Annotated in this window: 11 protein-coding genes; 8 read left to right on the top strand and 3 right to left on the bottom strand. The window is 43.3% G+C overall.

Features of this window, described 5'->3' with window-relative positions; all coding sequences use genetic code 11:
* Nucleotides 1-70 precede the first annotated feature (70 nt).
* The 3 genes from CJ305_RS12120 to CJ305_RS12110 all read left to right on the top strand — a co-directional run bounded on the left by CJ305_RS12120 (nt 71) and on the right by CJ305_RS12110 (nt 2,806).
* Complete coding sequence (locus CJ305_RS12120; protein WP_099646546.1) at nt 71-1,180, top strand: mechanosensitive ion channel family protein; 1,110 nt, start codon at nt 71-73, stop codon at nt 1,178-1,180.
* Nucleotides 1,140-1,685 carry a glycosyl-4,4'-diaponeurosporenoate acyltransferase CrtO family protein gene (locus CJ305_RS19625; RefSeq protein ID WP_317044002.1) on the top strand — a complete coding sequence of 182 codons (546 nt, stop codon included), beginning with the start codon at nt 1,140-1,142 and terminating at the stop codon, nt 1,683-1,685. The genes CJ305_RS12120 and CJ305_RS19625 overlap by 41 nt, the downstream gene beginning before the upstream one ends.
* A 257-nt stretch (nt 1,686-1,942) precedes the next feature.
* On the top strand, nt 1,943-2,806 hold the full coding sequence (locus tag CJ305_RS12110) for an alpha/beta hydrolase (protein ID WP_099646544.1): 864 nt from the start codon (nt 1,943-1,945) through the stop codon (nt 2,804-2,806).
* A gap of 62 nt (nt 2,807-2,868) precedes the next feature.
* Here CJ305_RS12110 and pgl read toward each other — a convergent pair whose 3' ends face one another.
* Both pgl and zwf read right to left on the bottom strand, forming a co-directional pair.
* The gene (pgl, locus tag CJ305_RS12105; RefSeq protein ID WP_099646543.1) at nt 2,869-3,582 is read right to left on the bottom strand and encodes a 6-phosphogluconolactonase; all 714 of its coding nucleotides are present in this window, start codon (nt 3,580-3,582) and stop codon (nt 2,869-2,871) included.
* 181 nt (nt 3,583-3,763) lie between these two features.
* On the bottom strand, nt 3,764-5,302 hold the full coding sequence (gene zwf, locus CJ305_RS12100; RefSeq protein ID WP_099646542.1) for a glucose-6-phosphate dehydrogenase: 1,539 nt from the start codon (nt 5,300-5,302) through the stop codon (nt 3,764-3,766).
* Between the two features lie 199 nt (nt 5,303-5,501).
* Here zwf and gndA point away from each other — a divergent pair, with 199 nt between their 5' ends.
* From gndA to CJ305_RS12080, 4 genes are all read left to right on the top strand, one after another.
* Nucleotides 5,502-6,914 (top strand): NADP-dependent phosphogluconate dehydrogenase, encoded by a 1,413-nt coding sequence (gene gndA / locus CJ305_RS12095; protein WP_099646541.1) that lies wholly within the window; start codon nt 5,502-5,504, stop codon nt 6,912-6,914.
* Nucleotides 6,915-7,051: 137 nt separating this feature from the next.
* Nucleotides 7,052-8,458 (top strand): amidohydrolase family protein, encoded by a 1,407-nt coding sequence (locus tag CJ305_RS12090; protein ID WP_099646540.1) that lies wholly within the window; start codon nt 7,052-7,054, stop codon nt 8,456-8,458.
* Between the two features lie 89 nt (nt 8,459-8,547).
* On the top strand, nt 8,548-10,035 hold the full coding sequence (locus tag CJ305_RS12085) for a S10 family peptidase (protein ID WP_099646539.1): 1,488 nt from the start codon (nt 8,548-8,550) through the stop codon (nt 10,033-10,035).
* 69 nt (nt 10,036-10,104) lie between these two features.
* Nucleotides 10,105-10,926 carry an HAD family hydrolase gene (locus CJ305_RS12080; RefSeq protein WP_143469382.1) on the top strand — a complete coding sequence of 274 codons (822 nt, stop codon included), beginning with the start codon at nt 10,105-10,107 and terminating at the stop codon, nt 10,924-10,926.
* Here the strand turns inward: CJ305_RS12080 and CJ305_RS12075 are convergent.
* Nucleotides 10,912-11,334 (bottom strand): secondary thiamine-phosphate synthase enzyme YjbQ, encoded by a 423-nt coding sequence (locus tag CJ305_RS12075; protein ID WP_099646538.1) that lies wholly within the window; start codon nt 11,332-11,334, stop codon nt 10,912-10,914. The genes CJ305_RS12080 and CJ305_RS12075 overlap by 15 nt on opposite strands.
* Nucleotides 11,335-11,468: 134 nt before the next feature.
* Here CJ305_RS12075 and CJ305_RS12070 point away from each other — a divergent pair, with 134 nt between their 5' ends.
* A complete protein-coding gene (locus tag CJ305_RS12070) occupies nt 11,469-12,479 on the top strand; it encodes a pirin family protein (protein WP_099646537.1) in 1,011 nt (336 codons plus the stop codon).
* Nucleotides 12,480-12,541 lie beyond the last annotated feature (62 nt).

Here is a 12,541-nt window from a genome sequence, read left to right as displayed (position 1 = left end):
TTTAAAAGTTTTAAGTTTTATTAACGAATACTCCGGTTTCTTCTTTTAGCTTTAGAGAAATACCCAGATTATGATCAACACGATAGACTCTCAGACATCGGTTTTTTTATTGATTACCCTTGCTTGCGGACTGGTAGCCTTTACAGTTCTCTTTTTTGTACTTCGCAAATTGGGCAAAAGTCCTAAAACTATGCTGCCGCTCAATTTTGCCGGAAAAATCAGGATACCACTTGCCCTGTTTATGCTTGCTCTGATTTTGCGCATTATAAAAACGAATGATGAAGTTTTAAGTATTATTGATGAACGCGTACTTTCCCACTCGAGCACGCTCCTCTTTATTTTAAGTATCACCTGGGCTCTAATCGTGATCATCAAGGCTTTTAAAAGACATATACTCACCAAATACGATATGAGCGCTACAGATAACATACATGCGCGAAAGGTGTACACCCAGTTCAATGTTTTAGAGCGTGTGCTCATCTTTCTAATTATTTTGTTTGCCGTAAGTATTGCTTTAATGAGTTTTGACAGCATACGCTCTATTGGTGTAAGCATGCTTACCTCTGCCGGTATTGCGGGTATTATCATTGGTTTTGCGGCTCAGAAAGCTCTAGGAACTCTGATGGCCGGTATACAGATTGCGTTTACGCAGCCCATACGTATTGATGACGTCGTGGTGGTTGAGGGCGAATGGGGCCGTATTGAAGAGATTTACCTCACCTATGTGGTGGTTAAAATCTGGGATAAGCGTCGTCTTGTATTACCTACCACCTATTTTATTGAAAAACCTTTTCAAAACTGGACACGTAACTCGTCAGATATTTTGGGTACCGTTTTTATTTACACGGACTATAAAGTTCCCTTTGATGCACTGCGTGCGGAACTGACCCGAATTCTGGAAAATACCGATCTTTGGGATGGAGAGGTCAATGTCTTACAGGTCACTGATGCCAATAACGAAATGGTTGAATCCCGTGCGCTTATGAGTGCCAAAGACTCCCCTACTGCCTGGGATTTAAGGGTTTTGGTGCGCGAAAAACTGGTGGTTTTTATTCAGGAAAATTATCCGGATAGCCTTCCCCGTACGCGTGTTGAAATACAGGCGGAACCGGGCTCCAAAACTCCGTCTCAGCAGAAAAATGATCCGGGAAAGTCTGATTTGCTTAGAAAGGAAAATTAAGATCTTAAGATTAAATCAAAATAAAATGATTCTTAAAAATCTAGTATTGGGGTTCACCTTTGGAATATCGATGTCATTTATTTCCTGGATCGTAGGGATGGCACTTAATGCTATTCTGATGAAAACGAAATACTACAAAAAGTTATCAAATCTCAATTTTATTAGGAGTCAAAAGCTGAATAGAAAAATCGGGATTCAATACTTCAAATGGATCGTAAAAAATACCTTTTTCAGATTTTTTAACCAGAAACTAAAACTGCATAATAGAAATACTGATTTGAACGAAATTAGAAAGGAAATGACCCTTTCCGAAATAAGTCATCTTATTGGCTTCACATTTGTAGCTCTTGTTGCGATTTATAAAGGCGTAACCACTGGAATACTTTTCGCATTTGCAATGATGATTCCGAACGTTCTACTTAATTTTTATCCTTCCTTATTGCAACAGGAAAACAAGAGAAGGATAGATAGCGTCTTAAATAAAAAATCGGCAATGACGAGTTGAGTAGTGCTGCAGCAAAATTTTAAAAATTATTGAGAATCTGTCACAGGAAAAAGGTCAATTAACACCTCAATAAAAAAAGGAGTACCTGAGGCAAATAGGGAAACGCTTTTTTAAAAGGGAGTGCTGGCTAAAGAACAATTCATAAATCTAAATCATTAGCATTTAGAAAGTTTCCATTCAAAATTACGCTGACATTTAATCAGAAATCTCATTTTTACCGGTAATCAAGGTTATTTTAAACTTCAAAGCCAATTTTAATGAGAACAAGTCTAATTATCTTTTTCCTCTTAAGCGTTGTGTTCCACAATCTTTCTGCACAGGAAACTCGCAATATATATCTAGGTACCTCCTATACATTTTACTCCAAAACCTTAAACGAAGACCGCATCTATACGGTAAGCCTGCCGGAATCGTATAATGACGATAGCGCCGCAGACAAAACCTATCCGCTGCTTATTGTACTGGACGGAAATACGCATTTCAGGCCCCTTTCTGGTATGGTGCAGTATCTGAGTTCGGCTTCTACCCGCAATCTTTGTATCCCTGAAATGATCGTGGTAGGTATTGAAAATATCAACCGACGCAGAGACTTTACGCCCGATAAAGTCATCACCACAAGACCCAATGATACCGGCGGCGGAGCAGCATTTTTAAGCTTTCTGGAAAACGAACTCATCCCGGAGCTGGATCAAAAATTCAGAACCAATGCTAACCGCGTTCTTTTTGGTCACTCTTTAGGCGGCCTGCTCGCAGCACATGCCTATATGCAGGAAGAAAGTCGCTTTAATGGTTTTATCGCGGTAGATCCCAGCTTTGGCACCTGGGATGCTGAAACGATGGATGCTAAGATTGAACAGGTTACGCCCAACTCCTTTAACCGGTTTATCTATATCGCTACAGCCAACTGGGGCAAGCGCAACGTCAGAAACCGGGACCGGCACGTAAGATGGTTTGAATCCTTAAATCAAAAATGCGAAGACCCCCTACCCGCAAAACTTGAATATTTTGAAAACGAAACTCACAGTTCAGTTTCTATCATCGCATTTTATAATGGGATTACAAGTCTGTTTGAAGAGGATGGCATTTATCTTCAAAGCATTTTTCAGGGTTCTGAAAATTAAAAAAAGGATGTCAGCTCAAATAACTGACATCCTTTTTAAATTGTAGCACAAGCTTTCTATGCTTACTCCAGGCCAGCTGCGGCATCCTGATCTAAAAACCAGATCAATTCGTTGCTTTTAGGCGCTACCAGGCTGGCCGGATACTGCTTATAATCTTCAGTCTCATTAATAATTGCAGAAACCTTTTCGGCTTTGCCCGCTCCGGTAACTAAAAAAGCTACGGTTTTAGCATTATTAATTACTTTTCCGGTGATGGTTACCCTTTTTTGACCACTATCGGGATGAGTGGCTACCCTACAGTTTTCGGGCATATCCCACAATGCGATCTGATGCGGAAAGATAGAAGCCGTATGCCCATCATCACCCATTCCTAAAATCACCAAATCAAAACACGGGATTCCGTTTGCTGTTAGGATGTTTTCCTGCAACACCTCGCTATAACGCTTAGCCTCTTCTTCGGGATCATTCTCCCCCTTCACCCGGTAAATATTGGTCTTTGGTATTTCAATTTTCGACAACAAATGATCTACAGTCATTTTATAGTTACTCTCTTCATCGGTAGGCGGCACGCAACGCTCATCGCCCCAATATAAATACACCTGAGACCAGTCGATATCCTTACCAAATTCTGATGCGAGCTGATCAAAAACAATTTTAGGCGTACTTCCTCCCGAAAGCGCAATATGCACCGGCTCTCCAGTAGCGCAACGCTCCTTAAAAAATGCTGAAAAATCCTCAGCTACTTGTTGTTTTGTATCTTTTATGCGTAATTCCATCTTTAACTCAAAATTTAAAATTAACAAGGGTTTTCCGTTTGCGGTTTGCGGTTTGCGGTTTGCGGTTTGCGGTTTGCGGTTTTAAAATAACTAAATAACCTTCTTACTTCTTACCTTTTACCTCTAACCACTTACTTTTTACCCGCTACCAACCACCATTTAACCATTAACAAATAACGTTCTAAATGATGCAGTATCCTGTCTCATCGGTAAGTAACTCGCCGGGATTGCGCCAGCCGTTAGCATCTTCAATAAGATCGTCTGAGTTTTTAGGTCCCCAGGTTCCTGCAGGATATCCGTAGGTGTTTACATTAACATCCTTAGCCCAGTATTCTAAAATAGGGTCTACAAATGCCCAGGCCGCCTCGACCTCATCAGCACGCGCATAAAGAGTGGTATCACCCTGCATCGCATCGAGTAGCAAACGCTCGTAGGCATCCATAATATTATTATCGCTCAGGCTGCTGTAGTAAAAGTCGAGATTGGCGCGCTCTACTTTAAAGCCCTGCCCGGGTACTTTTACACCAAATTTGATCAAAATACCTTCATCAGGCTGAATGCGGATGATGAGTTTGTTGTCTTTATTGTTGATGTCCTGATTCTTAAATACCTGATGGTGTTGAGTCTTAAAGTGAATCACCACTTCCGTTACCTTGGTAGGCATACGCTTAGCAGTCCGCACGTAAAACGGAACGTCCTTCCAACGCCAGTTGTCTACAAAAAACTTAACCGCCGCATAGGTTTCGGTCTTCGATTCGGGATCAACGCCTTCTTCTTCCCGGTATCCTTTCACGCGTTTACCATTAATACTTGAAGCGATATACTGCCCTTTCATCGTATGGTCAAAAAGTTCTTTTTCATCCCGCATAATGCGCAGGGATTTCAGAGCTTTTACTTTCTCGTTATGAATCTCTTCAGCCGATGCGTTGATAGGTGGTTCCATCACAATCAGCGACACGATCTGCAACAGGTGACTTTGAAACATATCGCGCAAGGCTCCTGATTTATCATAATAGCCACCGCGTTTCTCTACCCCTACCGTTTCGGCATTGGTGATTTCTACGTGGTGAATGTAATTCCGGTTCCAGAGCGGCTCAAAAATAGAATTTGAAAAACGGGTAACCATCAGGTTTTGCACGGTTTCCTTACCCAAATAATGATCTATTCGATAAATCTGGCGCTCTTTGAAGTATTTCTGCAATCCGGCATTAAGCTCTTTTGCCGTTTCTAAGCTATACCCAAAAGGTTTTTCGACCACAATACGTCTAAAACCTTTATCGCTACCACTTCCTTTGGTCAATCCCTGATCGTACAGGTTTTTGGCAATAGGTTCGTACAAACTGGGTGGAGTGGATAGGTAAAACGTAAAATTATCATCGGTTTTATGCTCACTATTCAATTCGTTGATGCGCTTGGCAAGACCGCTGTATTCCGAATCGTAATCGTCACCCAGATCAGTATAGAACATCATATCTGCAAACTTCTTGATAAACTCCTTATCTCGGGATTTCACCTCATCTTTTAAGAATTCGCTTTCATACACCACGCGCTTTCTAAAATCTTCATCGCTCAGGTTGCTTCGGCTGGCCCCCAAAACCACAAAGTTTTCGGGAAAGTGACCGTCTGCATATAAGTTATAGAGCGCAGGTATCAGTTTACGCGCTGTAAGATCTCCGGAAGCTCCAAAAATGACCAGAAGCTGATTTGATGTAGAATTCATAGAACTAGTTTGGTTTTTTAGTTTTTGCGTTAAGCCTTCGCGTCAAAATAACATGAGTTTATAATTTATAACTACTTCATGTCACTATTATCGTTTAATTTTGGCTTATACGCTCACAAAAATAAGGTATCCTGCCCGTAAAGCAGAGGCTTTATAAAAACATTAGCGTGCAAATTTAAAAGAACAATAACAAATTATTATGGAGCATAAAGATTATGATTTTGGCCTGGTTGGTCTTGGAGTAATGGGACGCAATTTTATTTTGAACGTCGCAGACAACAACTTTAAAGCCTTTGGCTACGACCTCGACTCAGAAAAAGTAGATGCCCTTAAAAAAGAAGGTGGCGATCTAAACAAAGTAGATGCCTCTACAGATATCAAAACCTTTACTGAGGCGCTTGCCGCTCCGCGAAAAATTATGCTCCTGGTTCCTGCCGGGAAAATTGTAGATCAGGTTATTGAGAGCCTGCTGCCCCACCTGGACAAGGGTGATATTATCATTGATGGCGGAAACTCGTTCTTTACCGATACAGACCGTCGTGAGGCCTATTTAAAGGAAAAAGGAATTAATTTCTTTGGAGCCGGTGTTAGCGGTGGTGCCGAAGGTGCCCGTAAAGGCCCAAGTATTATGCCCGGTGGTGACGCCGATGCTTACGAACACATCAAACCTATTTTTGAGGCTGTAGCTGCCGACTTTAAAGGCGAGCCTTGCGTAGCACATTTGGGTCCCAAATCTGCCGGAAACTACGTGAAAATGGTGCACAATGGCATTGAGTACGGCATGATGCAACTAACTTCTGAGATTTATGATTTACTGCGAAAGTCGGTTGGTTTGAGCAATGACGAATTGCATCAGGTTTATGACCTGTGGAATAAAGGGCGTCTGCAATCCTTTTTAGTGGAGATTACTGCCGAAATATTCAAGCAGGAAGATGATCTGGGTGACGGGAGATTGATCGATAAAATCCTTGATAAAGCCAAGCAAAAAGGTACCGGTAAATGGACCTCACAAAACGCGATGGACCTTGGGATTCCCGTTCCTACCATAGATATCGCGGTAAGTATGCGCGAGATTTCAGCCTTAAAAGACGAGCGTATTGTTGCCGATAAACTATACGACCGTCCTGAGCCTAAAGCCATTGATAAAGACAAAATCATCGAGATGGCTGAAGAAGCTTTGTACTTCTCATTCATTATCGCTTACGCGCAAGGTTTGCACCAGCTTGCCGAAGCTTCTAAAGAATACGAGTACGATCTCGACATGTCTGTGATTGCCAAAATCTGGAGAGCCGGTTGTATCATACGTTCAGGCTTGTTAGACAACATTTCGGAAGCGTATTTGGCAGACAAGAACCTGCCTAACTTATTGTTAGCGCCTTCTTTTGTGCCTAAAGTTCAGGAAACGATGGCTTCTGTTAGAGAACTGGTGGCATATGCTGCTACCAGCGGAATTCCGGTTCCCGGACTTTCAAACTCCTTGAACTATTTCGAGGCTTATACCTCTAGTCATTTGCCGCTAAACCTTATTCAGGCGCAGCGCGATAACTTCGGTTCGCACACCTACGAGCGTCTAGACCGCGAAGGGGTTTTCCATACCGAATGGGGAAAATAATTTCTTGATATCCATTTACAAAAGAGCCTTTAACGAGGCTCTTTTTTTGTTTGGGCAAAGCCGAAAAATGGAATACCAAAAGAAGGTTTTAAAACCTGAAGATTATCAGCTAAATTGAAGACTTAATAAATCAAGCTATGAAACTCATACTTACCGCTGTTTTGGGTGTGCTGTTCTTCATTTCGTGTAAAACGAGGAAACCGGAAGCAGATCTGGTGATCGCCCATGTAAACCGAATTGATCTGGAGAGCGGCAGTGTTTATCCCAATCAATTTATCTACATCACAGGAGACCGCATTATCACGGTGTTAGACAGGGCTGAAGCAGCTCAAATCGAAGCCAAAGAAACCCTTGATGCCACCGGAAAATACCTGATGACCGGTCTTTGGGACAATCATGTGCATTTTAGGGGCGGCGACAGTTTAATTGCCGAAAATAAAAACCTGCTCAATTTGTATATCGCAAACGGTATTACCACCGTTCGAGACGCCGGCGGTGATTTGACAAGTTCTGTTCAGGATTGGCAAAGCCAAATTGAAAGCGGTGCTCTTACCGGCCCCGAAATCTACACCTCTGGACCTAAGATTGACGGCCCCGGTGCTACCTGGGCGGGTTCGCTTGAAGTTTCCGGCGAAGCCGAAATAGAAGCCGCCTTAGACTCCCTGCAACAACTCAATGTAGACTTTGTAAAGATTTACGACAGCACGATTTCTGCGGAAAACTACCTGGAGGTTATCGCTAAAGCCGAAGCCCGCAGGATGATCACCAGCGGCCATATGCCCTATAGCGTCACGGTAGATGAGGCGGTAAACTCCGGTATCGATGCGATGGAGCATTTGTACTACGTCTTAAAAGGCTGCTCAGCCGAAGAAAAGTCCATCACCGAAGCGGTGAAAACTGGTGAAGCCGGTTTCTGGTCGTCTTTAGACCGCGTGATGCAGACCTACTCAGACTCCACCGCTCAAAACACCTTTAAGACACTAAAGGATCAGGATGTTTTTGTGGTGCCCACGCTGCATATTGGCCATACCTTAAGCTATCTGGATGAAGAGAATCATACGGACGATTCCTATTTAAAGTATATGGGTCCCGGAATTCAAAAAACCTACGGCGGGCGTATCAACAGCGCTAAAAACGCCTCACCTGAGTTTGTCGTGATGCGTAAAAATCTGGATTCGGCCTTTGTAAAACTGGCGGGTGACCTGCACCGTAACGGAGTAAAATTACTAGCGGGTTCAGACTGTGGTGCCTTCAACTCCTATGTCTATCCCGGCGAGTCCTTACATCAGGAATTGCAGGCTCTCGTGGATGCCGGATTAACTCCCTTGGAAGCTCTTCAAACTTCAGCTTTAAACGGCGCTGATTTCCTTAAAAAAGACAAACCGCTTATTCAGACAGATGCCGTAGCCGATTTGGTGCTACTCAATGCAAATCCGCTTGAAAACATAAACCATACTCAGGATTTATTTGCCGTAATCAAACGCGGCAATTTATATTCCAAACAAGATCTGGAGGATTTACTCAAAAAAGTCAGCAATCAATAAATGCTACACTTTTGGAAATTGGTTTCGCTAAGGCCTTAAACCGAATCCCCTATAAATCGTATTTTTAAAACCACATTTAAAAACTTCCTATGAGATATTCAGTATTCGTTCTTTTCGCTTTGCTTTTAAACACTGCTTTCGCCCAGAAGGTTCAGGTTCCTGTTGATACGACGATGATTTCCAAACATTCAGTTAGTATAAAAGGAAAAACGATTCCCTATACTGCAGAATTGGGTTTTCAGCCGGTTTGGGATAAAAGCGGAAATCCCGTTGCCACCTTAAACTACACCTATTACTCGCGCTCAGATATTGCAGATAACCAGACCCGGCCTTTGCTCATCAGTTTTAACGGTGGCCCCGGCTCTGCTTCGGTGTGGATGCACATTGCCTACACCGGGCCGCGTATTCTTAAAATCACAGATGAAGGATATCCGGTACAGCCCTACGGCATTAAAGACAATCCCAATTCGGTACTCGATGTGGCCGATGTGGTTTTCGTCAATCCGGTAAACACAGGCTATAGCCGTATGATTCCCAATGCGGAAGGCAAAATGCCCGAACGCGAACAGTTTTTCGGTGTTAATGCAGACATCTCCTATCTGGCAGACTGGGTAAACACCTTCGTGACCCGGCATAACCGCTGGCGTTCTCCCAAATTTCTCATCGGTGAAAGTTACGGTACTACGCGGGTTTCGGGCCTTGCCAATGCCTTGCAACAAAAACGCTGGATGTATCTCAACGGGGTGATTCTGGTCTCACCTACCGAAATTGGTTTTGAATTTGAAGGTCCCGTTGAGATCGCTAACCGCCTGCCTTATTTCGCTGCCACTGCCTGGTACCATAATGCTCTACCTCCTGACCTTCAGAATAAAGACCTTACTGAAATGCTTCCGGAAGTTGAGGCTTATACCGTTAACGAACTGCTTCCGGTATTGGCTAAAGGCGGTTATGCTTCCGCAGCCGAAAAAGAAGTGGTAGCCGAAAAAATAGCGTATTACTCGGGGCTTTCCGTTAGGACTGTTAAACAAAACAATCTTGCCGTACCCTTCAATTATTTCTGGAAAGATCTGCTGCGCGATTCCAAAGGTTTTACTGTAGGTCGTCTGGACAGTCGCTATCGCGGACTCGACATTGCTGACGCAGGTACTACGCCAGATTATAACAGCGAACTCACCTCGTGGCTGCACAGCTTTACGCCCGCAATCAATTATTATATGCGTGAAGAACTGGGCTTTAAGACCGATCTGACTTACGATCTCTTTGGTGATGTACATCCCTGGGACCGCTCAAACAATCACGCCGGTGCAGATCTGCGTGAAGCCATGGCGATCAACCCCAATCTTCACCTTTTGGTACAATCGGGTTACTACGACGGCGCCTGCACCTATTTTAATGCCAAATACATTATGGGCCAGATCAACATCAACGGGAAGTTTGACGATCGCATGGATTTTAAAGGCTATCGCAGCGGGCATATGATGTATTTACGTGCCGAAGATCTTAAAGCCGCCAATGAAGATCTGCGTTTGTTTATCGAAAAAGCTTCACAGGGAATTGATCAGGGCGCAAAATACTAAGCTTGGATTTAAGATTGAATTAATATAAAATCGGTTTTAGGGCTGAAGCTTTAAAGTATCTTTGCGGCTATGGATTTATCACAGGTAAAATTGGTCATTTCAGATATGGACGGTACGCTCCTCAATCACAAAGACCAGGTAAGCGATCGTTTTTTTGAATTGTTTAAAGAATTGCAGGCGCACGATATTCCGTTTGTAGCAGCCAGCGGCAGACAGTATTACAGCATTGTTTCAAAACTGGCTCCTATAAAAGACGACATTTTTGTCATTGCCGAAAATGGAGGGATTACCGTAAAAGGCAAAGAGGTTTTGGACACCTGCACCATAGATACCGAAACCGTTCACAAGCTCATCAGGCGTATGCGCGACATTGAAGATGCGCATATTGTGCTCTGCGGAAGAGAGCAGGCCTATGTAGAGTCTAATCACGATGAATTTCTCGAGATATTTAAAGAGTATTATACCAAATACAAAAACGTCGAAGACCTTACCGCGATTACCGAAGATTCCTTCTTTAAAATTGCGGTTTACAGCTTTGGCGGTTCTGAGGAAACCACCTATCCTCAGGTTCGGGATATTGAAGAGGAAGTAAAAGTCAAGGTAAGCGGCGAAAACTGGCTGGATATCAGCCACCTGGATACCGATAAAGGTCGCGCCTTAAAATTGCTTCAGCAAAAACTGAATATCTCTAAAGAGGAGACCATGGCCTTTGGTGATTACAACAACGATCTGGAAATGATTGAGCAGGCCGCTTTTAGCTTTGCTATGCAAAACGCGCATCCCAATATTTCAAAAGCTGCTGCTTACTCCACAAAAAGCAATGTTGAAAATGGCGTGGAGCACATTCTGGAGCAATTGGTCGCAATAAAAAAACAGTTACACACCAAATAAGGTAAGAACCACCTTGCGACTGCCACCGTGATTGCGGTGCTCGCACAGGTAAATTCCCTGCCAGGTGCCCAGATTCAATCGGCCGTTGGTAACCGGTATGTTGACGGAAGTTCCCATCAGACTGGCTTTAATGTGGGCTGGCATGTCGTCAGGTCCCTCAAAAGTATGTTTGTAATAGGGTGCATTTTCGGGCACCATCTTATTGATATGGCTTTCAAAATCTTCCCGTACCGTTGGATCTGCATTTTCATTTATGGTAAGCGAGGCCGAAGTATGCTTGATAAACACCTGCAACTGACCGGTATTAATCTGATTTAACTCGGTTAACTGACCCGTGATTTCTGACGTAATCAGGTGAAACCCGCGACGACGGGACTGCAGGCTTATTTCTTTTTGAAAAAATTTCATATCTGTTTTTTTGAAATTGAAAATTACAAAATGCCTGTAAAACGGGGTAATCAGACTGTGAATAAGTGTTTATAACTACACTTTAGAAATTGAAGGCCGGTGACTATATTCGTTAGAACCAAAAAATCTACGATATGGCAGCTATTCAAAAAATTACCCGGCTTCAAATGCCCTGGGATACTCAGGATCCTTTTCTATTTTGTGCATTTCACAACGACAACTACCCAAAAGGAAATGGCAAACTAGGGCCCGATGCTTCTTTAGCCGGTCGCTATATAGGTCAGGATTTTGTACAAAAAGACGGCTGGGCGATGTACCATGGTTCTAAAGTGCCCGGTTTTCCTGCGCATCCGCACGTGGGCTTTGAGACGGTAACCGTTTGTGAAAAAGGCTTTGTAGATCACTCCGATTCTTTAGGCGCTGCAGGGCGTTTTGGAAATGGTGATGTGCAGTGGATGACTGCCGGCAAGGGAGTGCAGCATAGCGAAATGTTTCCCTTATTGAATGAAGAAGCTGAGAACCCGCTTTTACTGTTTCAAATCTGGCTGAATCTTCCTGCGAAAAGCAAAAAAGTAGAACCCTATTTTGGAATGATGTGGAATTCAAAAATCCCTGTGATAGAACAAACCGATGCAGAGGGCAATTCCATAAAAATAAAACTCATCGCCGGAAGCTTTAAAAACCAGTCTGCTTTAAACCCAGCACCGGATTCCTGGGCGGCAAATCCCGAAAACGATATTCAAATCTGGTTGATTAGCCTCGACCCGAATGCAAGTTTTACTCTTCCTGAAGGTGCCGAAGGTTCTAACCGTTCCCTCTACTTTTATGAAGGGGAGCAACTGGAGGCCGAAGGTTTTGAAATCCCCGTTATGCACCACATTCGCGCGGAAGCTACTGAGCAACTTACGCTTAACAACGGCTCAACAAAAGCGCATCTACTCCTACTTCAGGGAAAACCTATCGGAGAGCCAGTGGTGAAGCACGGTCCCTTTGTAGGCAATTCCCGTAAAGACATAGAAGATGCTTTTATGCGCTTTCAGCAGGATGCCTTTGGCGGATGGCCCTGGCCCTCAAACGAACACACCCACGAACCCGAAAAGAAGCGTTTTGCCAAATATCCTGACGGTAAAATGGAAAATTTATGATTGTAAATGATAAATAATGTAAAAATTCAATTTATTATTTTACATTTGATCGGTATAATGTG

The sequence above is a fragment of the Leeuwenhoekiella nanhaiensis genome (genome assembly GCF_002744755.1).
Taxonomy (GTDB): domain Bacteria; phylum Bacteroidota; class Bacteroidia; order Flavobacteriales; family Flavobacteriaceae; genus Leeuwenhoekiella; species Leeuwenhoekiella nanhaiensis.
The sequence above is the reverse complement of the archived record's forward strand: the minus strand, read 5'-3'. Positions and strand labels throughout refer to the sequence as shown.